Source organism: Gemmatimonas phototrophica, assembly GCF_000695095.2.
Taxonomy (GTDB): Bacteria; Gemmatimonadota; Gemmatimonadetes; order Gemmatimonadales; family Gemmatimonadaceae; genus Gemmatimonas; species Gemmatimonas phototrophica.
Genome location: NZ_CP011454.1, coordinates 4,383,649 through 4,407,893, shown reverse-complemented (window position 1 = coordinate 4,407,893; position 24,245 = coordinate 4,383,649). Strand labels below are relative to the sequence as shown.

Here is a 24,245-nt window from a genome sequence, read left to right as displayed (position 1 = left end):
TGGGGCACATACGCGCGGACGAAGTGCTCGGACCTCTCAACTCGCTGTCATCGGATGTCCGACATCGATATCCATCGCACCTCGATCGTCCCAACGCTCGCACTTCCGAATCGGGACTCTGAGACCTCAGATCTCAGCTAAAACGCCCCCGGCAGCACCTCTACGAACTGCTTCATCTCATCCGGCGTGCCGATGGAGACGCGGCACCAGTCGGTGTACGGCGGGAAGGCACGGCCAATCGTGAAGCCTTTGCTCGCGAAGTGCTTCTGCATCTGCTCCACGGGCTTGCCAGCTTCGAAGAACACGAAGTTCGTCTGCGACGGCGCGGCCTTCTTGCCCAGCTTGGCCACGGCGTCGAGCAGCATCTGCCGCCCCTGCGTGTTCTTGGCTTTCACGAACGCCTGATATTCCGTGTCCATGAGCGAGGCGTTGGCGGCGGTGAGGCCGAACACGTTGGGGTCGCCACTCACGTACTGCCCCAGCTTCTTGATGATGTCGGGGCGCGCCACGGCAAAGCCCACGCGCAGACCGGCGAGGCCGTGAATCTTGCTCGCGGTGCGCGACACGATGATGTTCTCGCCCTTGAGCACGAGATCGGTCATGCTCTTGTACCCCGGCATATCCACGAAGTCGTAATACGCTTCGTCCACGATCACGGTCGTACGTTTGGCGGCGTTGGACACGAAGTCGCGCAGCGCCTGGTCGTCGGCCAGGTTGGACGTGGGGTTATTGGGGTTGCACACGAACACCAGCTTGGTGTTGCCGCTGATCTTCTGGTCCATCTGGTAGAGGTCATGATCCAGACGGTGATCGAGCGGCACCTTGTGCACCTTGGCGCCGAGTGTTTCGCCCCAGCGCGGCAGATCTTCGAACGTGGGCCACGGCGCCACGATCTCGCCGCCATTCATGTTGTAGGCCAGCGCGAGAATGGAGAGCACTTCGCTCGAGCCCTGCGTGACCAGCACGTGATCAACCGGGACGCCCACATGCTTCGCGAACGTGGCCGCGACCTCTTCGCGGATGGGCGGCACGTACCAGGTGTGCTGCGCCCAGTTGCCCATGAGCGCATCCTTGGCCTTGGGCGACATGCCGAACGGGTTTTCGTTGAAGTTCAGCCGTATCGGCCCGGCCGCCCGACGCGCGGTGGTCACGTCGCGCTCCATCTGATTGAGCAGCGCCGAATACGGCAGCCCGCCACCCAGTACGCGTGACATCTCGGACGCGGGGAGCAGACCGGGGAGCGCCACACTGGCGCCCAGTCCCACACCGGTTGTACGAAGCCACTCACGACGGGACAGGGTGCTCACGGGAACCTCGAGGCTATTGGAAGGTTCGGTACAGCAATCCTCATGAATGGACCATGCAGAACGCGATGGCGCCAGTCTGTTCCAACTACTGGCTGGGGAACTGCAACGGCATTACGAGGACTGGCCCGTGTGTTGTGACAGGGCGTCCAGTCGAGGACTGCGACGGTGAATGCGACAGGCACTCTCCACTACTTCGAGATCCAAAAATCAAAAATGAGATGTCTGGCGGCAGCAGTACGACGCCAGCCCTTGCCGGAGCCAGTCCTCGCTTGCACGCCCTGTCCGCAACATCGGAGCAGTCCTCGTAATGCAGTTCCAACCCAAGCCAGTCCACGGAGCCGTCCTCGTCATGAAGTTCCCCTGAACTATCTTGCCCCCATGTTCTGGCGCCGCTGGCTCGTGACCATTCTTTCATTCAGCCTGATGTTCGGCACCTCCGCCTGGGTGGTGTCGGGCTACTGGCCTTCGCAGGGCATGCCCTGGCTGGCCTGGCCGGTGCACGTCGCGGCGTTGGCCACGGTAACGGCCGAAATCGTCACGCGGGCGCTCAAAATTCAGCTGTCGGCTCGGGCCTGTGCCATTCCGCTGAGCTTCGGCACCGCGCTACGCGTCTGCCTGGCCGGCGACTTTGCCGCTGCCATTACCCCCGCGCGGTCGGGGGCCGAGCCGGCGCGCTTTCTGGTGCTCGCTGAAAGCGGTACCGGGGCGGCAGCGCGAGTGCTGGTGCTTTTTCTCGAGCTCTTTCTCGAGATGTGGTCGCTGGTGCTGGTGTGCACGGTGCTGGCGGTGGCCTTTCGCGGACGCGGCGCGAGCGTGAGCGGCTTGCTGGCCCTGGTGGGCGGGTACAGCACCGTGGTGCTGGGGGCCGGGGCCGCGGGATGGTTCTTGTCGCGCCGCAACGCCAACGGCCCGGCGCCTCAGTGGCTCGCCAAACTGGGAGTGCACGCCGGTCGCTGGCGGGCGGTGCAGCGGTTGCTGCGCTCGTTGCGCGACGCCGTGCAGTCGCTGCGCCGGGCCAACCCGGGGCTCATGCTGGCCGCCTTTGGCGGCTCGGTGCTGCATGTGCTCTTCAAGGTGGCCACGCTGCCACTGCTGGTGTTTCTCGGCGACCCCACCTTTGCCCTGTCCATGGACACGCTGGCGCCGCTCGTCCTCTGGCCGCTCGCGCTCTTCTACGGCGGGGTGGTCGTACCGGCCCCCGGCGGCGGCGGGTTCATTGAAGGGGCCTTTGCCGCCACGCTCGCCAGCGCCATTCCGGCGGGCATCTTTGCCGCCGCACTACTCTGGTGGCGCTTCTATACGTTCTATCTCTATATCCTCATTGGCGGCATCGCCGCCGGGAACGCCGCGCTCCGGGCCATTCGCCCCGACGCCGTCCACACCAGCCCGACGTCGTGAGCCCGAACGCCGCTTCTTCCACCGCCAACACTGTGCCGTCTGCGGTCCCCCGGTGGCAGCTGCTGGGTGCGTTTCTCATCATCTATGTGGTGTGGGGCTCCACGTACCTCGCCATCAAGTGGGGGGTGCAAACCATCCCGCCCTTCTTCATGGGCGCGGTGCGTTTTCTCATTGCCGGTAGTGCGCTGTACGCCTTCACGCGCTGGCGCGGGGCGGCCAAACCCACCCGCGCCGAGTGGCGCGACTCGGCCATCGTAGGCACGCTGCTGCTGTTCGTGGGCAATGGCGCCGTGTCGTGGGCCAGCCAGCGGGTGAACTCCGGGCTCACCTCCGTTCTGGTGGCCACCGTGCCGCTCTGGCTGGTGCTGTGCGAAGCCTATCAGGGAAAACGGCCACGGGTGATGCAGGTGGTGGGGGTGCTCATTGGACTGGTTGGTGTGGGGCTGCTGGTGCTCCCCGCCGCGAGTTCGGCCGCCTCGGCCGCCGGTCGCACCGCTGCCGTTGACCCCATGGGCGCCGCCGTGCTGGCCCTGGGCTCCCTCAGCTGGACGGTGGGGTCGCTCTATTCCCGCACCGCCCACCAGGCCAAACCGGCCGCGCTGGCCATCTCCATGCAGATGCTGACCGGTGGCACACTGCTTTCGGTACTGTCGCTGGTGATGGGCGAATGGAGCCGCGTGCACCCGTCTACGGTGTCGCTTACTTCGCTACTGTCGCTACTGTATCTGATCACTTTCGGGTCACTGATTGGCTTCTCCACCTATATGTGGTTGCTCAAGGTGGCGAGCCCGGCCGCTGTAGGTACCTACGCCTACGTGAATCCGCTGGTTGCGGTCCTGCTGGGCGTGGCGCTGGGGGGCGAGCGATTACCCCGAATGGCCTGGGTGGCCATGACCGTCATTGTGGGCGGCGTGGCGCTGGTGAGCCTGGTGGACGCTCGTCGGAAAGCCATCGCCAGCTGACCCCGCCCGTGTGTCGAATGCACCCACACACGCCCTGTTGAAACGCGCCGGACCCCCACCCGTACGGGATAGTGTCCCCTTACTTCACGGAGTCCGTCAGTGCGCACGCATATCAAAGTCGTTGGCCTGGTCAATCTGCTTTACAGTGCTCTGGGCGTTCTCGCCGCCTTGGGAGCGCTCTTTGGCACCGTGTTCGGATCGCTTGCCACGCTCAATCCCGTCGCCATGGTGGTGGGGAGTGTGGCCGGGGTGGTTATGGGCATTGTGATTGGCGCCATGAGTATCTTCGGCCTCATTGCCGGTGTCGCGCTGCTGAACCACCAGAATTGGGCCCGCTATGTCGTGCTGGTCGTCTCGGCGCTGCGTCTCTTCCGGTGGCCGTGGGGCACGCTTTTTGGTGGCTATTCCATTTGGGTGCTTACCCACCAGGAAACCAAGGACCTGTTCAACGCCAACTCCTGACGCGGCTCGGGTCGCCACGCGGGCGACCCTGTCAGGACCACGCGCGGGCAACGTTGCATGATGCAGCGTTGCCCGCGCTGGTGTTTGGGGCGTAGTGTTGGGGGGTGTCCTTCTCTCCCGCCCAACGCGACGCACTGGCCGCCCTGGCCACGGCCATTATTGATGGGGCGCCTCCGGCCGCCGAGTCCATCCCGGAGCTGGCGGCGCGCTGCGAAGCCCGTTTGGGGTCGCTGCCGCCGCATCGGCGCCAGCTGGTCGGTACGGCGCTCTCCGTACTGGGCTCTGGTGCCACAGTCGCCCTCGCCATTCAGCGGGTCCGCCCCTTTGCCCAGCTCGCGCCCGTTGATCAGGCGCGCTGCGTCGCCGCCTGGGCCGACTCTTCGCTGCCGCCCATCCGGTCGGCGTGGCAATCCGTACGGCGGCTGGTGCTGTCGGTGCACTATGCCCGCCCCGAAGTGGCAGCGGCCATTGGCTACGGGGGCCCGTTTCGGCTGCGGCAGTCGCTGCACCCGTGGGAAGGCGCGCTCCCCGAAGGCACTTCCCCGGTGCCCGGTGAGCCGGTCGCCCGCGGACGGGTCATCCTCCCCAACATCATCGACCCGGACCCCGTGCCGGTGGGCGTGGTGCCGGGCCACCAGGTCACCGGCAACGTACAGCGCACCGCCGATGTGGTGGTCATTGGTACCGCGCGCCGGCGGCGCGGTGACCGCCGCCCGGCTGGCCGAGGCGGGCTATCAGGTGGTGATGCTGGAATCGGGCGGGTGGCATACCCGCAGTGATTTCACCGACGACGAAGCCGCACTCACTGAGCGGCTGTACGCCGACGGCTGCCTGCGCACCACCGACGACGGCTCCATTGCGCTGGTGCAGGGCGATACCGCCGGCGGCAGCACGACGGTGAACTGGATGATCATGCTGCGCACCCCCGACCATGTGCTGGAGCAATGGGCACGGGAGAGTGGGGTGGCCGGCATGTCGCCACGTGAAATGGCGCCGGTGTTCGAGCGTATCGAACGGGAAGTGCACGCCGCCGAAGTGCCGGAAGACGCGCACTCGGCCAACAACCGCCTGCTGCTCGATGGTGCGCGGCGGTTGGGGTGGCGGGTGGAACGTGGACGCATCAATGCGCTGCAGTGCGTGCGCTGCGGTTTTTGCGGGACCGGGTGCCGGCACAACGCCAAACAGAGCACGCTGCTCACCTACATTCCGCGCGCGCTGGCGGCCAACGCGCAGTTGTACACGGACGCGCGGGCGGAACGCATTGAGCTGCGTGAGCGTGACACCGGCTCCGGTACCCCGCCGCTCAAGCGGGTACAGGCCACCGTGCGCAACCGGCAGCAGGGCACGTCGCACACGCTCACCATCGACGCGCCCATTGTGGTCGTCGCTGGCGGTGCGGTGGGCACTCCTGTCTTGCTGCAGCAGTCGGGGCTGGGCGGGGGCGGCGTGGGGCAATGGTTGCGGTTGCACCCCACGACCGCCGTGTATGCCCGCTACGACCACGACATTGCCACCAGCACAGGGATTCCGCTCACCACCATGTGTGATCAATTCCTGCGGTGGCAGGGCACCGACTACGGCTTCTGGATTGAGACGCCACCCATGCATCCGTCGTTTACGGCGGCCGCTTTGCCGGGCGCAGGAAGGCGACACGCCGAGCAGATGGCGCGGTTCAACCAGCTGGGGGTCATCATCAGTCTCACCCGTGATGGCGCCGAAACGACGGTGTCGAGCGGGAGCGTGCAGGTGAACCGGCGCGGTGAGACCTCCATACGCTATCGACTGACACTGGAGGACGAACGCCGCGTGCGGGCGTCGTTGCCGGCGCTGGCCCGGCTGCATTTTGCCATGGGGGCGCAGGAGGTGAGTACGATGCACGCCACACCGGTCACCATCCGGTCTCCACGTGATGTGGGGGCTCTCGCCACCGTTAGTGTGGCGCCGAACCGTATGGCGCTGTTTTCCGCGCATGTCAACGGGACCTGTCGGATGGGGACCAATCCGGCCACATCGGGCGCGACACCCGAGGGTGAGCGCCACGGGGTTCGGGGCCTGTACATTACCGATGGCGCTGCGTTGCCCACGGCACTTGGTGTCAATCCGCAGGAAACCATCATGGCGGTCTCCACCGTCCTGGCGGAGCGCATGGCCGAACGACACGCCGGTCTGCTGCGCTAGCGTGGCGAGCAACCGCGTCACCTGCAGCGATCTCCGGTTGTTGAAGTACGACGCATTCACCCACTACTCCATCCTGGCACGACGATGAGCAAGGGCGAGAAAAAACGACGGCGCGCACTCGATGCTTATGCCGCACTCCAGCGCGCGGCGGCGCTGTCGGCGGCGCTCGTGGATGACGCGGTCCAGCCGTTCGGCCTGTCGGCATCGCAGTACGGGGTGCTCGACACGCTGCAGCGGCGTGGCCCTGTCCACCAGCAGGAGCTGGCCGAAGCGCTGGGACGCAGCAAGGCACAGATGACGGCCATTATTGACGCCCTCGAAGCGCGCGAGCTGGTGCGCCGGGAGCGTCACGCCGTCGATCGGCGCTTTATCTCCGTCTATCTCACTGAAGCTGGTCGCGTGCTGCTGGCCGAAGTGGGGCCGGCCCGCACCGACGCCATTGTCGCCCTCATGCGCGAGCTGAGCGGCGAGCAGAAGTCGCGGCTCTCCCGTCTGTGTGGGAGGCTGCTGCGTGTGCTGGCCCCCGATGATGTGGCGCCGGAGACGGCGGCCACCGCAGCGGCGTCCGGCGAGCCTTCCACCGCCGAAGCCGACGAGCATGACGAGCATGACGACCACGATGACCACGACGACAGCGACGACGACAGCGACGACGAGGACGACGACGTAGACCCGTCAGTGCCTGTCACCGACACGTTGGCCTGAGCCCAACGCCCTCCCCCACCGCCCACCCCCCACGACACGTATGGCTGGTCGTCACTTCCTGCAAATTCCCGGGCCCACGCCCGTCCCCGATCGGCTCCAGCGGGCGATGCACCGCCAGATGGAGGATCATCGGTCCTCGGCGTTCCCGGCCTTCACCCGGTCCATCCTGTCGCGCTTGCCGCAGGTCGTGCACCAGACCAAAGGTGAGGCGTTCGTTTTTCCGGCCACCGGGTCGGCCATGTGGGAAGCGGCGCTGGTAAACACGGTCAATCCGGGGGCTCGTCTTTTGGCCCCGCGCTTTGGGCAGTTCTCGCACCTGTTCATCCAAACCGCGCGCAACCTGGGGTATCAGGTGGACGTACTGGAAGAACCGTGGGGTGAAGCGGCCAACGCGGCGCATATCGAGGCCGCGCTGATGGCCGACACCACGCATCAAATTCAGGGTGTGCTGCTCGTGCACAACGAGACTGCGACGGGTGTGACATGCAACGTGGCCGACGTGCGGGCGGCGATGGATCGGGCTGGTCATCCGGCGCTGTTGTTTGTGGATGGGGTGAGCTCCATTGCCAGTCTGGATTTTCAGTTCGATGCGTGGGGCGTGGATTGCGCCATTACCGGCTCGCAGAAGGGGTTCATGCTGCCGGCCGGGCTGGGCATGCTGTTCGCCAGCGAGAAGGCGTTGGCGCGTGTGGACAGCTGCACCACCCCTCGCGCGTACTTCGATCTGCGCGCGATGCGCACCAACAACGCGCAGGGCTACTTCCCCAGCACGCCGGCGCTGTCGCTGTTGTACGGCCTCGATGAAGCGCTCACGATGTTGCTGGACGAAGGCATGGACAACGTGGCCGCGCGCCACAAGCGGCTGGCGCGTGGTGTGCGCGCTGCGGTGAAGGCGTGGGGGCTGCGCGAGTGTGCCAAGCGGCCCGAGATTGCCAGCGATTCACTCACGGCCATCGTGGTGCCGGAAGGGATCGATGCTCGTACGGTCATCGAGATCGCGTTCACGCGCTACGATATCGCGTTGGGCTCGGGACTCAGCGAGGTGGCGGGGAAGGTGTTCCGCATTGGTCATCTGGGCGACATGAATGCGCTCACGTTGGCGGGTGCACTGGCCGGTGTGGAGATGGCGCTGCTCGACGCGGGTGTGCCCATCACGCTGGGCAGTGGTGTGGGCGCGGCGCTGGCTGAGTGGCGGGTGCAGGCGTGAGTACCAGCGACGTGCGCGTCGTGGTGACGCGCAAGATGCCGGCGCCGGTGGAAGCGGTGATTTCCGAGCGGTACGACGCGCTCTTCAATCGCACCGATGTCGCACTCACCTCCGATCAGCTGGTGCAGGTGCTGCAGCAGGCGGACGTGGTGATCACCACCGTGACCGACAAGTGGCACCCCGGCATTTTTGACACCACCAGCATTCGGACCAAGCTGTTGGCCAACGTGGGTGTGGGAGTGAATCACATTGCGCTGGAAGCGGCGCGCCGGGCCGGCATTGCAGTAAGCAATACGCCCGATGTGGTGACCGACGACACCGCCGATGTGGCCATTGCCCTGATGCTCATGGCCATGCGGCGGCTGGGCGAAGGGGAGCGGCATTTGCGCAGTGGTGCGTGGGGCGGATTGCGTCCCACGTTCATGCTGGGGCGTACCTTGCGTGGCAAGACGCTGGGCATCGTTGGCTACGGGCGCATTGGTCGTGCCGTGGCGCGCATTGCGCACGACGCGTTCGGCATGAAGATCCTGTGGCACGCGCCGCGCGATCCGAAAATCGACGATCCGGCCACGGCCGGACCGGTCAGTGCGGAGCGCGCCGGTACGCTGGAGGAATTGCTCCAGCGGGCCGATGTCGTCTCGCTGCACTGTCCGGCGACGCCGGAAACGCGCCATCTCATCAACGCCGAGACGCTCGCGCTCATGCCGGAGCACGCCTACCTCATCAACACCGCTCGCGGTGATGTGGTTCATGAGGCCGCGCTGGCCGAAGCGCTCAAGGCACGCGCCATTGCCGGGGCGGGGCTGGATGTCTACGAGTTTGAGCCCAGCGTGTCGGCGGAGTTGAAGGAACTGGAAAACGTGGTACTGGTGCCGCATCTGGGCAGTGCCACCATTGAAACGCGCACCAACATGGGGATGCGCGCGCTGCAGAACGTGGATGCGTTTGTGGCCGGGCTGCCGCTCCCTGACCGCGTGGTGTAACACCCGGGACCTTGGGCCACCGTATGGTGACGGTGGCCGAGGCTCCCCGGAGGTCGTTAGACTGCACAGGTGCTCACCGCCGGTCTCGACCCCACGCTGCATGCCGTCCCTCCCGTTGCCACGCCAGCGGGGTCGATTCTGCATTTCCCGGATATCCGCTCGCGTTTTTTGCCGCATGCGCACGACGTCATGGTGTGCCTGCCGCCCGAGTATCACGAGTCGCCCACCCGGCGGTACCCCGTCCTCTATCTGCACGACGGGCAGAATGTGTTTGATGACCTGCCGCTGTCGCCTTTTGGCGTGCAGTGGGGGGTAGACACGACGGCGCGCGCTCTGATGTACGCCCGGGTGATCGAGCCGCTGATCATCGTGGCCATTGGCAATGCCGGGCGTGATCGCATTGACGAGTACACGCCCACCCGCGACAACATGCATGACGCGGGCGGGATGGCCGATCGGTACGGCCAGATGCTCGTCTACGAGATCAAGCCGTGGATTGATCACACGTGGCGCACCCGTCGGGGCGCGACGGACACCGCGGTGGCGGGCAGTTCGCTCGGCGGGTTGCTCAGTCTGCATCTGGGGCTCACTCATGCCGCGGTCTTTGGCAAGATCGGGCTGCTGAGTCCGAGCGTCTGGTGGGACGACCGCTGGATTGTCCGGCAATTGCTCGTGGACGGGCATCGCCGTCCTGATTTGAAGATCTGGCTGGATGTGGGTACCGGCGAGAAGCGCATGCTCAAGGGCACACGTCTGCTCTATCGCATGCTGCTGCGGCAGGGGTGGCGGGTGGGGGCCGACCTGCACTACATGGAAGCCGAGGGGGCCCTGCACGACGAACGGGCGTGGGGCGAACGGACCGGGTTGTTTTTGCGTTTTCTTTTTCCGGCCTCGCGCTGACCGGTCCTGCTGTTTCACGTCTGGCTTGCATACCCATGGACAGCTTCACGCAGTTTACGCCCAAGGCGTTCACCTTTCTGCGCGGCATCAAGAAGAACAACCGCAAGGAATGGTTTGAGGCGCATCGTGCGCAGTACGAACAGGAGCTCAAGGCGCCGTTGGCGGCGCTGATTGAGGAGATGGACGTGCAGCTGGCTACGGTGGCCCCGGAGATTGTGGGGTCGCCCAAGAAATCGGCGTTTCGCATTCACCGCGATGTGCGCTTCAGCAAGGACAAGTCGCCGTACAAAACTCATGTGGCGTGCTGGTTCTTTCACCGGGATATCGGCACCCGCATGCAGAGCGATGCGGTGCACGGGGGCGCCGGTTTCTATTTGCATGTCTCACCGGGCGAGTGCTTTTGCGGGGGCGGCATCTGGATGCCCCCGCGGCCGGCACTGAACAAGATCCGGCAGGCGCTGGTGGACGATCTGGAGGGGTGGGAGGCCATCGTGGGCGACAAGGCCTTTCGCCGGCGTTTTGGCGACCTGGATGAGGAGGGGATGCTCACACGGCTCCCCCGCGGCTATGCGGTGGATCATCCCGCTGGGGACTGGCTGCGCTACCAGTCGTTTACTGCCGGGACGCCGCTCACGGATGATGAGGTGCTGAGCCCCAAGCTGCCGATACTTCTGGCCAGGCACTTTCGTGCCATGACCCCGTTTGTGCGCTGGCTCAACCTGGCGCTCGGGCTCAGGCCCCATACGAGCCGGTTGTAGGCCTCGTGTAGATTCCGCCCATGTCGAAGTCGCTCAAACTCACGCTGGATATCCTGATCGGGGCTGCCGCCCCGGTCCTGATCCTGAAGTACGGCACCGCGCCTCTGGGGACGCTTCCTGCGTACCTGGCCGCGGCGTTGGTGCCCGTGGCGTGGGTGTTGATCGACCTGTTCGTCATCAGTCGTCGCTTCAACTTCATTACCACCTACGGCGGCGCCTCCGCCATCATGCGCGGCGCGCTGGCGTTCTGGTATGTGGACGGTGCCCTCTTCGCGTTCAAGGACAGCGCCAGTTATCTGCTGGCCTTCATCATTTTCGGACTGACGGCGCTGGTGGGCACACCGGTCACCCGCAGTATTGCGCTGCAGGGGCTTGATCCGGATACCCCCGAGCGTACGGAGCAGATGCAGCGATTGCTCGATGAGTCGAGCGTCGTGCGCGCCATGAAGCAATCGGCGCTGCTCATTGGCATCACCAACCTGGCGGCCGGTGGTGTGAACTACCTGATCAACTACCGCATGGTCACGGCGCCCTTCAACACGCCGGCGTTCAATGATCAGGTGGCCAATGTGAACGCCATCACGCGCATCGTACTGGTGCTCCCCGACATGCTGGCGTTGTTTTTTGCGTTCAGCATGATGTACAAGGCCATGTACGCGCTGCTCCCCGCCGACGAGGGTGCCGATCCGGACGCGGGCGAGTTCTGGACATTGCTCAAGCGCCGCGAGGATGCGCTGGCGCTGGTGCACACGGGGCAGGGCGGGCTCCCCGAGACGGCGGCGGAAGCGATGGCCCGCCGACAGGCCCGCGAGGAGTTCGGGCTCAGCTAGCGCTCCGACGTTTGAGTGTTGGCTGGGATCAGCCGATGCTTCTGAAGGCACGGATGGCGCTGCGGCCTTCCTGCGGTCCTTCGGTCTTCGGATTGGTCATGCTGGGAATGCCCATCGATATTGCCGTGCCCACGACGGGTGCCACTTTTGACGAGCGCGGAGATGTCCTTCGCGTGAGCGGCGTGGCTGGGGGCCCCCTGGAGGTCCGGGTTGATGCCGGGCTGGTCTTTGCCCGCTATTTCGGGCAGGAGCCGCGGGTGTGGAGCGATGTGTCGCTGGCAACCGTGCTTGGCTGGTTTGAGGCCAGTTCGCCCGTGGCCACCTTTCTGCGCCGCAAGGGCGTGCATCCGCTGCGCCAGCTGCTTTTCGATCAGGTGGCGGGGCATTCGTGACCGTCTCCGGAGATAGCCCCACGGCGCCCGCAGGAAGCCTTTCGCCGGAAGCAGAAGCCTTCGTCAATTCCGTGGGGGCGGCCACCGATCTGCCGGCCTTTGTGCGGAATGTGCGGGCTATTGGGTCGGTCGCGCAGAATCTGGATGCGCGCGTGGCGCTGCTGGAAGACGCCATTATCCAGGACGTGGCCCTGACGGCGCGCATCCTGCGCATTGCCAATTCCGTCGCGCTCGCCACGGCTGGCCCGGGGGCCTCCATCGAGTCCATCAAGCAGGCCATCATGCTGCTCGGGTACGATCGGGTGCAGCATCTCTCGATGGCATCGAGTGTGTTCGAGAAGCTCGAACAGGACGCGCCGTCGGTGCGGGACTTGATGGTGGAGAGTGTGCTGGCGGCCAACCATGGTCTGCAGCTGGCGCTGGCGGTCGGCTACGATCGCCCGGAACAGGCGTATTTGTGTGCGCTCTTTCGCCGACTGGGCGAAGTGGTGGTGGCCTGCTATCGGCCGCGCCCCTATCACACCTGGCTGCAGCATGTACTCGCCGGGGGCTCAGCCCACGACGGCGCGGAAGCGGCGCACTTCCAGTTCACCTTTGAGGAAGTGGGGGGCGCGCTGGCCCGTCGGTGGGGAATGCCCAACGGCGTGGTGCGCACCATGCGCGCCTTTCGCGGCGTATCGCTGGAAGGCGATCCGCTGCATGCCATTACGCAGTGCAGTGTCGATATCGCCCGCTGCCTGTACGGTGCCGTTCCCGCGCCCCGCGGTGTGACCGTGGAGAGCATCCGCGAACAGTACGCCAAGGCCATTGGCCTCGATGTGCAAGGGATGACGGAATGCGTGGCGCCGGCACTCACGGAGGCCCGTCCCACGCTCTCCAGCATGCAGGTGGATCTCGAGGCGTGGCTGGCGGGGCATGCGGACTCCATGGCCGCGGCGCGTGCGCGCCAGACGGATACGCAGCACGGCGTGTTCCACGCCGTTCCGCTGGTGGCGCAATCGCCTGAAGATGTGGAGCAGGAGGTTCTGCAGGGCATTCGCGACCGCCTTGCGGTATACGACCATGACACGCCGCGCGAGGCGCAGTTGCGCGAGGCGGTGCGCCAACTGGTCAACCACCGTCAGCAGGAGACGTCCGGTTTCAGCGTGGGGAGTGTCACCGACTCCACCCTGCGGGCGGCCTGTGCCGCTGGTTACGAGCGTGGCGTGCTGGGGATCAGCAGCGAAGACTTCAAGCTCATTCGTGGCCGGATGGGCATTGGGCGCGGCAGTACGGAGCTGGCGCGCAACTTTCTCCTGCGTCCGACGCCGGCGTTCGGCCCGTTGGGAGCCGCGTTGCATTTGCGCAGTGATCTGTTCATCGAGCTCACCGGGGCCGATGCGCGATTGTATGGGCGCGATCGTCTGGTGAAGGAGCTGGCCCCCAGTCACTTTGCGCTGCTGCCGTTGGTGCTGGAGGCAAAGCTCATTGGCTGTCTGTACTTTGACAGCACCATGGAATCGGTGGAGACCACGGACACCTCACGTGATCTGCTCTGTGCACTGCGCGATCAGCTGGTGGCGGCCTTTGCGCGCCACCGGGCCCGGACAAATGACACGGCGGCGCTGACCGCGTAGGGACAGCGCCGCCGAAGCCCACACGTGCGCCGGACATTACCCGCCGAAGAAACCGAAGCGGCGTCCGAGCTCGCCCAGATTGCCGAAGCGCTGGTTGACGACGGTGTTGTAGATGGAGCCGAAGGTATAACCCATGCCCACATTCACGTTGTAGCGGAAGTTCGTCTGCAGCTGCTGACGCTGCGTGAGGATATCCCGCTCCGACTGCGCGTTGGCGGCAATGTAGATCTGGTCGCGCACGCGTGAGGCCGAGCCGCGGAAGTTGAGCGAGAACCCACGTCCCAGGCGCAGGTCCACGAACCCCGACAGGGTGACGTGGTTGCGCTGCATGTCGTGCAGGTACTGCGAGCCTTCGAGTGTGAGGTTGGTGTTGCCCCACTTCTGCCGCTGCGTGAGCGCCAACAGCAGCGTGTGGTTGACCCGCGTCTCCTCATCCCGTTCGAAGACGGTGGTGTTGTAATAGCGGTAGTAGTTGGGACCCACGTAATACAGGGCGGTGAGCTGCCGCCGCGTGGCCTCGCTCCAGGGGAAGTAGTTGTACTCCAGCGCCGGCGAGACCCGCAGCGCCATCTTCTGGTTGAGGACTTCGCTGAACCCGGCCGAGACCTTGAGCCCCGCCGTCCAATGAGCGTTGATGGTGCGCCCGAACAGCGCATTGGTGTTGGCCGCCCGCTGCAGCACCACCACCGATACCGTGTCGCGGATGGCCGGGTTGGCTTGATTGGCCACGAACACCTTGAAATCCCGTTCGTTGTAGCTGCCGGTGCCGCCCAGATTGATCTTCCACTTTTCCGTGGTGCGCGCCGCCGAGAGTGAGGTGGACAGGTTGGTGGTCTTGACCAGCTGTTCACCTGATGCATTGAGATTGCCGTCGATCCGATAGAGCCAGAGGTTCCAGCGATCCTTGACGGCGCGCGAGTTCATCTGTGGCGCCACCAGGCCATTCATGAGCCCCACCCGCAACCGCGACGCGATGGGCGTGCGGGCCACATACGGCGCCAACCCGAGCTGAAAGGTGCGCAGCAATTCGCGTCGCACCACATCATCCGCATCGTTGGGGAGCGTGGTGATGGTGAGCGTGTCAACCTTGGTGGTGTACGCCTTCTGTCCAAGGAAGTTGACAGTAATCTGGCGTCCGCCGTTGGCGGCATTGAGCGACGTGAGCAGCAGATGCACATCACTGTCAAAGCGATCGCGCACCCAGTTCACGTACCCCATCTCCTGCACAAAAAACGTGCGGTCGCATCCCCGGACGCCACCTTGACAGTCGAGAAACACCCGGAGCGAGGTCTGGAGCAGGCTGTCGGGAAGCACGGTGGGTGCCACCGGCGGCGCCCCGGGGCGACCACGCCCACCGCCCACTGGCGGTTGGCCCACCGGCTGCGCGTGCACAACCGAGGAGACGGAGAGGGCGGCCACAGCCACGGCATACGCCATATGGCGCGCCGCGGCGAGTAAAGGAAAAGACATGTTGATGCTGTATGAAATACGGGACCAGCCGCGGAGGGCAGCCGGATACGGAGGGACGCGACCTGAAATGACGAGCACAGCCGACGCCGCATGAGCACGGCGTCCGAAAAGCTCTACGCACAAGTAGGGAAAACGGTTCGCGCCGCAGGTCACACGGTGTGGGCTGAGCACGCCAGTTGGCGCACGGCTCTTGCACTGCATGCAGGGAGCGCCCTTGGGGCGCGCCATACGGCTCACGCCACCGTCCAGGAGTACCATGACCATACGACGAGTAATCATTACCGCAGCCTGCTCAGCGGCCCTCATATCTCCGCAGTTCCTGCTGGCGCAGACAGACACGAGCATGCGGATGCCGATGCGTTCATCGACGAGCGCGCAGGACTCCACGCAACGCGCCAATGCGGCCCGACAGGCCCGCGCCACGTCCCAGCAACGCATTCGGGTGCAAAAGGGAGAAGCGGCCGGCACGCTGGATCTGCGCGCCGATTCCCTCGCGGCCGCGGAGCGGGCCCGGGCGGACTCGGTCAGCCGCGCCCAGCAATACACCCGTGACTCCCTGATCACCGCAGATCGCGCACGAATGGATTCCATGGCTGCCGTTGCACGCCTCCGGGCCGATTCCGTAGCTCGTGCCGAAGCATTCCGTCGCGACAGCGTCACGCGGGCCGATTCCATTACCGCCGCTGCGGAAGCCTGGCGCAAGGAACAGGAGCGCTATCGCCTGGGCAACAACGGGTGGTACGTCGGCATTGGCGGTGGTCTTTCCGTGCCCACCAACGATTTCAAGCATCTCGGCTACAACAGCGGTCTGAACGTGCACGTGCCCATTGGCTGGCACCGTCCCAATTCGGCGCTGGGGCTGCGGATGGATCTGTCGTACAACCGCTTCAGCGGGCGCACCTTCACCAATGATGCCCCGGTGGGCTCGGCGGTAACGCTGCAGAACCCGAATCCGCAGGTGTTGAGTGCGACGATGAACGTGACGTTGGCCACGCCGCTCTCGCTGCTGCGGAATGTGCGGCTGTACGGAGTGGCCGGTGCCGGCCTGTATCACTTCCGGTCGTTCGGCGGCAATTCGGCGCTCGGGGCCTTCCTGGGGAACGATGTGCTGGAGAACAACGAAGCCAGCAACAAATCCACGCGCAACAAGCTGGGCGCGCAGGGTGGCGCCGGTCTTGATTGGACGGTGGGCACCTCCTCCATCTATCTGGAGTCGCGCGTGGTGAATGTCTTTGCGGATCGCGACGACAACGTGGCCTTCCGTGATTTCTTTGGTGACCGCAGTGGATCGTTGCGCTGGGTACCGATTGTACTCGGTGTGAAAATCCGCTGAAGGTGTTGATGCGATACTGTCTGCTGCTGGTGGTGGCCACCTCCGGGTGCGCCACCGCCGCCAGCGTACCGAGTGTCAATACCCTTGCCCCGCCGCCGCCGCACATGGCGGCGGCATCTGCGCTGCTGCCATCGGCCACGGTCCCGGTCATCAGCGCGCCGCGTTTCGTGCTGACCCCGCGCAACGTACGGCTCGTCATCTCGGTGGCGGCGCGGCGGCTGTGGGTCATTGCCGGTCCCGACACCCTGCATACGGCGCCGGTGTCCGTCGCGTCCGGCCGGGATCTGGTGTACGCCGGACGGACATGGCGCTTCGCGACACCGCGGGGGCGGCTCGTGGTCCTGGGAAAACGCGCCAACCCCGTGTGGCTCCCCCCCGACTGGCATTACGCCGAAGTCGCACAGCAGCACGGGCTCCGATTGGCCCAGCTGCGGACGGCGGTCCCGTTGCGCAACGGAGACCGTTTACTGGTCCGGGATTCCGTAGTGGGCGTCATCCGGCGCGGCCGGACGGCGTTTTTGCCGTTGCCGGTGAACGAACATCTGGTCTTCGACGGGACGCTCTTCATTCCGCCCATCGCCACGCGCAATCGACGACTGCAGGGAGAACTGGGGCGCCACGCGCTGGATCTCGGGAACGGATACATGCTGCATGGCACCACGGATCAGTTGTCCATTGGCTCCAATACCACGCACGGGTGCATACGACTTGCCGACGGAGACTTGTCGTGGTTGTACACGTATGTCCCCGTCGGCGTATCGGTCGTGATCCGGTAAGCGGCGCTATTTCTTCGTCGTCGCCGTCTCCGGTGCCGCGCTGAACTCCAGTCGATCATCCTTGCCGAACGACAGCGACAGGTTGGCTGCCTTGGTCAGCGCCTGCGTGGCCTCCCCCGACGAATTGAGCGCTATGCGCATGGACACCGGGCGGTCGCCGGCCGACTCGTCAACGAGGGCGGCGTTGAGACCAAACCACCGGACGAGCTCGGGGATCACCCGTTTGAGCGGCGCGTTGTCAAAGACGATGCTGTCACGGGTCCAGGCCAGCGCCACGTCGCGCGCCACCCCTTCCAGCGGGCTCATGGCTCCGTTGGCATACCGCACCGCCTCTCCGGCCTTGACCGACTGCACGGCATCGGTGGTGCGATCTTTGAACTCGACGACGCCCTCGGTGACCTGCACAACGACCGCCGAATCTTCGGGGTAGTTGCGTACGGTAAAGACGGTGCCGGTGGCAGTGACGGTGGTATTCCCGGCACGAACCGCAAACGCCGGCCCCTGCGGATTGGTGGACGGTGCCACCACAAAGGTGGCGGTGCCTTCCAACTCAATGGTCCGCTGCGTGGTACTGAACTCGGCCGGCACGCGCATCCGTGTCTCACTGCCCATGGTGGCCTTGGTGCCATCACGCAGCGTGAGGGTACCGCGCTGCCCCTTGTTGGATGACAGGTTCTGTACGTCGTCACCCTTGAAGGCGCGATCCACGGCGACTTCGGTGCCGGCTTTGTCGAGCATACGCTGCGCGCCCACGATGGCAATGACGGCCACCACGCCAATGGCACCGTATAGCAGCCATTTGGGTTTTTGTGCCACGCGTTCCACGTGCTCCATGGTGTGGGCCCGCTTGACGGCCCGTGCTTCCTCGGCGGCCTTCGCATGATCAGCGGCCGGCGCATGCAGTTCGTCCAGCAGTGCCCGCACGGCCTCATCCACGGTCGCTATCGTCACATGGGCCTGTCCTTGCCCCTCCCGTCGATGCAGGGCGGCATGCTTTCGCCGCTGGATATCCGACTCCTGACGAATGGCTTCTTCAAGAAAGGCGGTGAACGCCGTTGGATTGAGGAAGCGCGCCCGTGCCTGCCAGGCATCAAGCATCGCCTTATGCGTCACGCGGCCGCGGAAGTGGGCGAGCTCGTGCCCCAGCGTCTCGCCCGCGGCGGCGAGCAGGGTATCGTATTCCTGTCGATACAGCGTTACGAGCGCGTCTTCATCGCCGCTGGCAAGCCGGGTTACGACTCCGGGCTCCGGGGTGGGCATTACGACCGACATGTACTTCCTCCTCTTCCCGGACGGGAAGCGAGCGGACCAGCCTGGGTGGTGGGTGTCTTTTGCGACTGCCTGACGGTGCGCCCCGGACTCCCGCCCCGCAAACGGAGAAAACCTGACAGGGGACGGTGAATTCGACTGACCGGACCCAGCACTGGGCGGCTACAGGATACGACGGTCTATCGAAAGCACCTGCCGTGCTGGGTCGAACGAGCTGGCGAGCCGCGCAAGACCCGACGGGGCGGGCCCCTCGAGTCGGGCGCCCGCCAGATCGAACGCGGAACCGTGGCAGGGGCATTCCAGACGCCGCCCATTGAGTACAGAGACGCCACAGCCGGCATGCGGACATACAGATGAGAACGCCTGAAAGCTGTCAATGCGTTCGCGCACCACAATCACTCCGGCCACGAGAAAGATGGCGACGCCTTCAGGTTGGGTAAGCCGTGGCACGAGATCTACCCGCACCTGTACCGTAGTGGGGGTAATGGTCAGGGCGTCGTCATTGTCGTCGGTCGGCGCCGGTTGGGTTGGGGCATCCTGCGAGGCCGCACAGGCCAGTAGCCCGGGGCAGATGCAGCACGCGGCGACAAGGGTAAGCGCCTCGCGACGATGAACGGATGTCATGATGGCAACGTGTGTCGCCGCAAAGCGCGTACCAAGACGCCGACTGTCACTGGACGGTCACGGATAGCGAAGTGAATCACGTGAGTATCGACCAACACGGTCCAGACCGTAGACGACGAGCCGTTCTGTTGCGTCGACGTGACATGGCGGTGACCGTGCGGTGCGCGTTCCGTCATGATGTCCCGCGTATGTCCTGCGTCCACGGCACGCCGCCGTGCTCCATTCACATCGACGCAAGACCATTCCATGCGTACTGTCCGCTTTTCGTCTGCATTGCTGGCCGCCGCCAGCTGTGCGTTGCTCGCCGCCTGCGGCGATGACTCCTCGTCTACTGAAGCGCCCGTGATTGCTCCGGTGGCGCTCAAGAATCAGTCCGTCACGCCGGCGCTGCTCAAGTCGCTGGTGTCGGGTGTGGAGATCTATAGCCTCGTCAGCTCTGACGACCAGCTCACGGGCTCTCCTTCGTTCCGTTTCGGTGGCTCGGCCGATGGCGCGGGATTCATCCGCAATGTAGACGGCACGTTTACCATGCTGACGAATCACGAAGACAACTTTGCGGTATCTCGCATCCGCTTTGACAAGGACTTGAAGCCGATCTCCGGCGACTATGTCGTGAACTCCACTGCTGGCCGGTACCGCCTCTGCTCAGCCTCGCTGGCGACCGTGGAAGAGCATGGCTTCAGTGCCTTCCTCACCGCTGGTGAAAGTGGTGAAGAGTCACAGATTCTCGCCGTGGATCCGACGGGCCCGGCCAATACGCCGCGGTACCTTACGGGTATGGGCCGTTGGAGTGCGGAGAACGCTGTACCACTTTCCAAAGCAGCCTTCCCGAATCGCACCGTGGTGGTGATTGGTGATGACGACTCGGGCACGGAAGGCGGACAGGTCGCGATGTACCTGTCGAACACCGTTGGCGATCTGGACAACGGCAACCTGTATGTGCTGGCGCGCACGGACAACAACATCCGCGAGCGTGATATGGTGGTTGGCCAGACGTATCAGGTGCAGTTTCGGCAGGTGGAGAACCAGAAGTCGCTCAGCGGCCGTCAGATTCAGCAGGCCAGCGTCACGCTCAATGCCATCCGCTTTGCTCGTGTTGAAGACCTCGACTACCGCAAGGGGTCAGCGGCCAACAATCGCGAGATCTACTTCGTGGCCACGGGCCAGAACAACACTGGCGTGAACGCCGACTATAGCCGCAGCAAGTACGGCCGCGCGTACCGCTTGCGCCTCGACGCCAACAATCCGCTGGTGGGAACGCTGGAAGTGATTGCTGATGGCGATGACAAGTCGCCCACGAACGCTGCGCGTATCTTCCAGAACCTCGATAACGTGTATGTTGGCACCAATTTCGCGTACTTCCAGGAAGACGACAACGGCTACGGCGACGAGACGCACGACGCGTACATCTACCAGTACAACATCGCGACGCGTGAGCTGAAGCCGGTACTGGAAATGGACCACCGCCGCACGGAGGCCGATGCCGCGCTGTACAACGCGGTGGGCGCTCGTCCCGCGGGCAAGGCCGGCTGGGAGTTCGGTGCGATGCTTGATGTGTCAACGGAGCTTGGGCAGAACAATACGTTCGTGATTGCGTTGCAGCCGCACTCGTGGCGCGCCGACAAGTACCGCGGCATTGACGGCGGCACTCTCCGTCCGAACGAAAACCAGGCCAGCATGATGGTCATCGTGAAGGGATTGCCCCGCTAAGCGCCACCCTCTGAAACAGCACGCCGGCCCGGGACAGCGTTCCGGGCCGGCGTCGTTCCAATACCCATGTACACGAATCGCGTAACCTCACTCTTGTTCGCCGGGCTGCTGTTGACCGCCTGCGCCGACTCCACTTCCGACCAGGCGACGACAACGTCCGGCGATCCGCGAGCCATGCAAGTCGCCGCCATCTGGCGCGCCGATCTCGACTCCTTGGCCTCACGCGTCGAGCAGCTCGACTCCGCGCTCGCTGCCATGTCGTCACCGGCATCGATTGCGCAGGCCCGCGCGGTATTCGTGGATGCCCGACGGGCGTTCAAGCACGCCGAGCTCGGCCTTGAATACTACGCCGCCACGTCGACACGTGAGATGAACGGCCCGGCGCTCCCTGAAGTCGAGGAGAACGACGGGCCTGAGGCAGTGTTTGCGCCTACCGGCTTCCAGGTCATCGAAGAAGGGCTCTTTGGTGACGAGCCACTTGCTGAGCGTGACGCGCTGGTGCAGGAAACGCGCACATTGCGCCAGATCCTTGCGCGCGTCCAGACACTCATGCGGACACAAGTCGTGACCGACGACCGTGTCTGGGATGCCATCAAGCTCGAGATTGCCCGTATCGTATCGCTCGGTATCACCGGCTTCGATTCGCCGGTGGCGGGGCTCTCACTGGCCGAAGCGGACGACGCGCTTGAAGGGGTGGCACGATCACTCACGCCGTATCGTACGTCGGCATCAGCATGGGGCACGCTTGATTCCGCGCTGACTGACGCGAGGGTCATGCTGCGGACGACAACGGATCGGGAGTCGTTCGATCACTTCACCTTCATTGTCGACCACGCCAACCCGCTCGCTCGCGCGGTGCGCGCCGTTCGGACCTCGCTTGGGATTGGTACGCCCATCGAGCGGCGGGCTTTCCGCATGGACGCCGTAACGCTCTTCGATTCAGCGGCGTTTGACCTTCTGGCCTTCGCTCCGCTGGACGCCAAGATGGCGACCGCCGCACAGGTGGAGCTTGGTCGTCGGCTATTTCATGACACGCGCCTTTCGGGTGATGATCGACGTGCTTGCAGCACCTGCCACTTGCCCGAGAAGGCGTTTACCGATGGCCTGAAGGTCAATCGGTCCCGCGGCGGCGCGCCGTTGGCGCGCAACACGCCTACCGTCATCAACAGCGGGCTGCAGCTTGGCGTCTTTTCCGATCTGCGCACCACCTATCTCGAAGATCAGGTGACCGATGTCGTCGAGAATGTCGACGAGATGCACGGGAGTCTGGATGCGATTGCACTCTCGCTCGGGCGCGATTCGTCGCTGGCGGCGCAGTTCCGAATGGCGTTCTTCGACGAGCCCGCGCGTGGCGACACAATGGTTTCCGCGGCGCGGATTCGGACAGCGTTGGCCGCGTACCAGCGTAGTCTGACTCGACTTGATTCACCGGTCGACCAGGCCTTGCGAGGCAACGTGGCCGTCTTGAATGACAGCGCCCGCATTGGCTTCAACGTGTTTGTCGGAAAGGGCAAATGTGCCACCTGCCACTTCCTGCCGTTAACCAACGGTACCGTCCCGCCGTTCTATCAGAAGTCAGACGTGGAGGTGCTCGGAACCCCGGTGCAGGCGGTGACACGACGCGCCACGGTAGATCCGGATGTGGGTCGGTATCGCCTGTCGCGCGCGGCACCGCATAAATACGCCTTCCGCACGCCGTCCATACGCAACGTAGCGCTCACGGCGCCGTACATGCACAACGGTGTGTATCAGACGCTGGAGCAGGTTGTGGACTTCTACAATCGTGGTGGTGGCGCCGGCATTGGCATAACGCTGGATAACCAGACGTTGCCGCCTGACCCGCTCAATCTGTCAGCAACGGAACAGCGTGCGCTGGTGGTCTTTATGCGGGCCCTAACCGATACGGCCGGGACACAGCGGCGGTAGTCGTTTTGCGGTCGCCGACGTGAGATAACAGCACCACGGATAGGAACTGAGGGGGCACAGATGGAACACGGATCCCTCTGTTACTATCCGCGGTGCTGGTGTTGTTCCGCTGGTGCTGTTCCGCAGCGTTACTGCCGCGAGAAGATGGCGCCATGCGGCGCGGTTCGCCCTTGAACGCCACCGGGCCAGTCCTCACGATTGAACGACACCCCCAACGGTCCGCCGGCGCGCTCGCGGAAGCGCTCATCCCAGCGCAGTGCACCACTGGTGGTATCAAAGCGGGCCAGCCGCACCGCCGGCTCAGGGCCCTCGGCGGTGAACACTAGTCGGTCGCTGCCGGGATCACGCGAGATCCAGTGTGGCACAAAAGAACTGTCGGCGTGCAACGCGCCGACGCGACGGGGGGTGCGCGGGTTCGATACGTCGTACACCACGAACTCGAACGTCGAGGCGATGGGCATGATCCACCACCGCCCAATAAGGAGCGGCACACCGCATCCGACATGGCGCGGGTGCGAGAGCGCGAGCACGGACTCCAGCGCAGGTGTGTCGGTGTCCAGCCCTGACGCCAGATAAAAGCCGCAGTAGTTGGTATTCAACAACGCCGACCGTCCATCCGGCAGAAAGCGCACTTCGAACGGATAGCGCGACGTGGAATCGGTGGTGGTTGGCGGCAGCGGCAGTGTGCGCAGCAGGGAGAGATCGGAAAGCCGCCACAACTGAATCACGTCAGCCGAGTTGGTTTCGGCCGGGTCCATGGCCACGCTGGTGGTGAGCACGCGATCGGCGACCGGACTGACATCGAGGGAATAGGTGCGCATGTTGCCGCCCGGGAATGCCGGGTCGGCAGCACTGCCCACCTTGAGGAGCTTCCCGTCGCGCGCAAAGCGTGCAATCGCGCCGGGGCGGCCGGCCTCGCCAGTGGTACTGTATTGCAGTGTGCCGATCACGTCCCCATTCGGCAGGCGCGCGAAACTGTGCGCCAACTCGTACCCTGACACGCTGTCCACACGCCCGGCGACGGTCGGTGCGGTCGGAGACGACACGTCAATCAGGTACGACCTATTGGCCATGTAGGCGTTGGCCACAAAGGGATATCCGCCATCGGGCATGATCATTTCGGTGTGGTGCGGCATGCCTGCCGAGGCGCCGGTGGTCATGTGTGCCACGATCTGTGCGTACCTCGGGCTGCTGCTGTCCACGTCGATCACGGCCAGAAAGTCACCGGGCACGGTGGAATCGGCGGCGTGCCCGGCAAGGCCGTGGGAGTGGTCGCCAAAGCCGGCAAAGACGTACAGGTACTTGGCGGGGGCCGCGGGCGCGGCGGCGGCTGTGCTGGTGCCTGATGAACGGTCGCAGGCAAGGAGCAGCACGCTGCAGACAGTGAAAAGCAGCACATCACGGAGTTTCGCCGTACTTTTGCGGAATGCGCGCCGGTC

22 protein-coding genes are annotated in these 24,245 nt (G+C 64.7%); 17 read left to right on the top strand and 5 right to left on the bottom strand.

Annotated elements, in window-relative coordinates:
• Positions 1-137: 137 nt before the first annotated feature.
• Complete coding sequence (locus GEMMAAP_RS18585; protein WP_053334587.1) at positions 138-1,307, bottom strand: pyridoxal phosphate-dependent aminotransferase; 1,170 nt, start codon at positions 1,305-1,307, stop codon at positions 138-140.
• Between the two features lie 378 nt (positions 1,308-1,685).
• Between GEMMAAP_RS18585 and GEMMAAP_RS18580 the strand changes: the two genes are divergently transcribed.
• The 13 genes from GEMMAAP_RS18580 to GEMMAAP_RS18520 all read left to right on the top strand — a co-directional run bounded on the left by GEMMAAP_RS18580 (position 1,686) and on the right by GEMMAAP_RS18520 (position 13,698).
• Positions 1,686-2,705: a lysylphosphatidylglycerol synthase transmembrane domain-containing protein gene (locus tag GEMMAAP_RS18580; protein WP_026850923.1), complete on the top strand. Its 1,020-nt coding sequence runs from the start codon at positions 1,686-1,688 to the stop codon at positions 2,703-2,705.
• The gene (gene yedA, locus GEMMAAP_RS18575) at positions 2,702-3,667 is read left to right on the top strand and encodes a drug/metabolite exporter YedA (protein WP_158514928.1); all 966 of its coding nucleotides are present in this window, start codon (positions 2,702-2,704) and stop codon (positions 3,665-3,667) included. Before GEMMAAP_RS18580 ends, yedA begins: the two co-directional genes overlap by 4 nt.
• 99 nt (positions 3,668-3,766) lie before the next feature.
• The gene (locus GEMMAAP_RS18570) at positions 3,767-4,129 is read left to right on the top strand and encodes a hypothetical protein (RefSeq protein ID WP_026850922.1); all 363 of its coding nucleotides are present in this window, start codon (positions 3,767-3,769) and stop codon (positions 4,127-4,129) included.
• Positions 4,130-4,233: 104 nt separating this feature from the next.
• Positions 4,234-4,908 carry a hypothetical protein gene (locus tag GEMMAAP_RS20690; protein ID WP_075071571.1) on the top strand — a complete coding sequence of 225 codons (675 nt, stop codon included), beginning with the start codon at positions 4,234-4,236 and terminating at the stop codon, positions 4,906-4,908.
• A complete protein-coding gene (locus tag GEMMAAP_RS18560) occupies positions 4,796-6,307 on the top strand; it encodes a GMC family oxidoreductase (RefSeq protein WP_158514927.1) in 1,512 nt (503 codons plus the stop codon). The genes GEMMAAP_RS20690 and GEMMAAP_RS18560 overlap by 113 nt, the downstream gene beginning before the upstream one ends.
• An 84-nt stretch (positions 6,308-6,391) precedes the next feature.
• Positions 6,392-7,012, top strand: coding sequence for a MarR family winged helix-turn-helix transcriptional regulator (locus GEMMAAP_RS18555; RefSeq protein WP_053334586.1), 621 nt, complete (start codon positions 6,392-6,394; stop codon positions 7,010-7,012).
• A gap of 40 nt (positions 7,013-7,052) precedes the next feature.
• Positions 7,053-8,219, top strand: a complete 1,167-nt coding sequence (locus GEMMAAP_RS18550; protein WP_026850920.1) for an aminotransferase class V-fold PLP-dependent enzyme — start codon at positions 7,053-7,055, stop codon at positions 8,217-8,219.
• Positions 8,216-9,202 carry a 2-hydroxyacid dehydrogenase gene (locus GEMMAAP_RS18545; RefSeq protein ID WP_026850919.1) on the top strand — a complete coding sequence of 329 codons (987 nt, stop codon included), beginning with the start codon at positions 8,216-8,218 and terminating at the stop codon, positions 9,200-9,202. Before GEMMAAP_RS18550 ends, GEMMAAP_RS18545 begins: the two co-directional genes overlap by 4 nt.
• 69 nt (positions 9,203-9,271) lie before the next feature.
• On the top strand, positions 9,272-10,102 hold the full coding sequence (locus GEMMAAP_RS18540) for an alpha/beta hydrolase (RefSeq protein ID WP_053334585.1): 831 nt from the start codon (positions 9,272-9,274) through the stop codon (positions 10,100-10,102).
• 35 nt (positions 10,103-10,137) lie between these two features.
• Complete coding sequence (locus GEMMAAP_RS18535; RefSeq protein ID WP_053334584.1) at positions 10,138-10,860, top strand: DUF2461 domain-containing protein; 723 nt, start codon at positions 10,138-10,140, stop codon at positions 10,858-10,860.
• A gap of 20 nt (positions 10,861-10,880) precedes the next feature.
• Positions 10,881-11,690, top strand: a complete 810-nt coding sequence (locus GEMMAAP_RS18530; RefSeq protein WP_053334583.1) for a VC0807 family protein — start codon at positions 10,881-10,883, stop codon at positions 11,688-11,690.
• A gap of 35 nt (positions 11,691-11,725) precedes the next feature.
• On the top strand, positions 11,726-12,082 hold the full coding sequence (locus tag GEMMAAP_RS18525) for a hypothetical protein (RefSeq protein WP_026850918.1): 357 nt from the start codon (positions 11,726-11,728) through the stop codon (positions 12,080-12,082).
• Positions 12,079-13,698, top strand: a complete 1,620-nt coding sequence (locus GEMMAAP_RS18520) for an HDOD domain-containing protein (protein ID WP_082821483.1) — start codon at positions 12,079-12,081, stop codon at positions 13,696-13,698. Before GEMMAAP_RS18525 ends, GEMMAAP_RS18520 begins: the two co-directional genes overlap by 4 nt.
• Before the next feature lie 36 nt (positions 13,699-13,734).
• Here GEMMAAP_RS18520 and GEMMAAP_RS18515 read toward each other — a convergent pair whose 3' ends face one another.
• Positions 13,735-15,168 carry a hypothetical protein gene (locus GEMMAAP_RS18515; protein WP_145979237.1) on the bottom strand — a complete coding sequence of 478 codons (1,434 nt, stop codon included), beginning with the start codon at positions 15,166-15,168 and terminating at the stop codon, positions 13,735-13,737.
• 355 nt (positions 15,169-15,523) lie between these two features.
• On the opposite strand from GEMMAAP_RS18515, the gene GEMMAAP_RS18510 reads away from it, so the two are divergent.
• Positions 15,524-16,501: a hypothetical protein gene (locus tag GEMMAAP_RS18510; RefSeq protein WP_145979236.1), complete on the top strand. Its 978-nt coding sequence runs from the start codon at positions 15,524-15,526 to the stop codon at positions 16,499-16,501.
• An 8-nt stretch (positions 16,502-16,509) separates the two neighbouring features.
• The gene (locus tag GEMMAAP_RS18505; RefSeq protein ID WP_026850914.1) at positions 16,510-17,277 is read left to right on the top strand and encodes a L,D-transpeptidase; all 768 of its coding nucleotides are present in this window, start codon (positions 16,510-16,512) and stop codon (positions 17,275-17,277) included.
• Positions 17,278-17,283: 6 nt separating this feature from the next.
• On the opposite strand, the gene GEMMAAP_RS18500 is transcribed toward GEMMAAP_RS18505, so the two are convergent.
• Both GEMMAAP_RS18500 and GEMMAAP_RS18495 read right to left on the bottom strand, forming a co-directional pair.
• The gene (locus tag GEMMAAP_RS18500) at positions 17,284-18,549 is read right to left on the bottom strand and encodes a FecR domain-containing protein (protein WP_082821482.1); all 1,266 of its coding nucleotides are present in this window, start codon (positions 18,547-18,549) and stop codon (positions 17,284-17,286) included.
• A 159-nt stretch (positions 18,550-18,708) separates the two neighbouring features.
• A complete protein-coding gene (locus GEMMAAP_RS18495) occupies positions 18,709-19,170 on the bottom strand; it encodes a QcrA and Rieske domain-containing protein (RefSeq protein ID WP_053334581.1) in 462 nt (153 codons plus the stop codon).
• A 246-nt stretch (positions 19,171-19,416) separates the two neighbouring features.
• Here GEMMAAP_RS18495 and GEMMAAP_RS18490 point away from each other — a divergent pair, with 246 nt between their 5' ends.
• Positions 19,417-20,880 carry an alkaline phosphatase PhoX gene (locus tag GEMMAAP_RS18490; RefSeq protein ID WP_026850912.1) on the top strand — a complete coding sequence of 488 codons (1,464 nt, stop codon included), beginning with the start codon at positions 19,417-19,419 and terminating at the stop codon, positions 20,878-20,880.
• Positions 20,881-20,946: 66 nt separating this feature from the next.
• On the top strand, positions 20,947-22,806 hold the full coding sequence (locus tag GEMMAAP_RS18485; protein ID WP_053334580.1) for a cytochrome c peroxidase: 1,860 nt from the start codon (positions 20,947-20,949) through the stop codon (positions 22,804-22,806).
• Positions 22,807-22,934: 128 nt separating this feature from the next.
• Here GEMMAAP_RS18485 and GEMMAAP_RS18480 read toward each other — a convergent pair whose 3' ends face one another.
• Complete coding sequence (locus GEMMAAP_RS18480) at positions 22,935-24,203, bottom strand: hypothetical protein (RefSeq protein ID WP_026850911.1); 1,269 nt, start codon at positions 24,201-24,203, stop codon at positions 22,935-22,937.
• Positions 24,204-24,245: the final 42 nt, after the last annotated feature.